Source organism: Vibrio sp. 1580, from assembly GCF_033340055.1.
This window is the reverse complement of the sequence record NZ_JAWOVT010000214.1, coordinates 1-769: the sequence shown is the minus strand read 5'-3', so window position 1 is coordinate 769 and position 769 is coordinate 1. Positions and strand designations below refer to the sequence as shown.

General features: G+C 40.1%; 1 protein-coding gene. It reads right to left on the bottom strand.

The window, feature by feature from the left end; translation table 11 throughout:
- Positions 1-523: cytochrome c nitrite reductase pentaheme subunit (gene nrfB / locus R7093_RS25100; protein WP_318147002.1), on the bottom strand; the 523-nt coding region annotated here is incomplete at its 3' end.
- Between the last annotated feature and the right edge of the window lie 246 nt (positions 524-769).

The window sequence follows — 769 nt, the reverse complement described above, 5'->3', positions numbered from 1 at the left end:
TTCTGTCGTAAGAAAGCGCTTTCGTTTTGGCAGCGTGAACATCGTGACAATTTGAACAGGTCAAATTTTTAGCATGAACATCATGCGTCCAATTACTTTCTCTCAACTGAGTTGGAGCGTGGCAATCTACACACTGGCTATTCGCTTGGAGAATGGTGCTTGGATCAAGAAAAACCTTGTCATGCACTGCTTTTGACTGCGCAGCAGCAAACTTGATCACATCAGGTGCCCCTTCACGGTGATCTGGCCCGATATTGCTGTGACAGTTTGTGCAATTCAGTGTTTTACCTAGGCTAAGCAGCGCTTCTGGCTCATGCGACAAATTCAGAGTTTCTTTGGCATCCTTATGACATTGAAGACATTTGTAGTCTCGGTCACGAATCAGCTCAACTTGATGGCGAGTGGTTTGTGCACCCTCAACAGGCTCTGATGAAATCGCATGGGCGGAGATAGAAAAACCATAGATGGCAAAGGCGAAGAGAAATTTCAGCATTGTCACTATGGTCAATTTTATATTGCCCATATTTTTCTTTCCTTAGCTCTAAAATAATTGATAACTGTTCTCAACTATTTAATAGAGCGACAATTAATTTCTTCTGAAGATATTTTTATATCTTCAAATGACATCAATTCTTATTTTGGAAAGCCACAACGCTAAACCTATATTCATAATACCCCTATTATTCCTAAGAGGTAGAAGGCACTGTTCAAAAAGCGAACTTAATCACCTTATTTATAAAATGGTTACACCTCTAACCTACTGTCAATA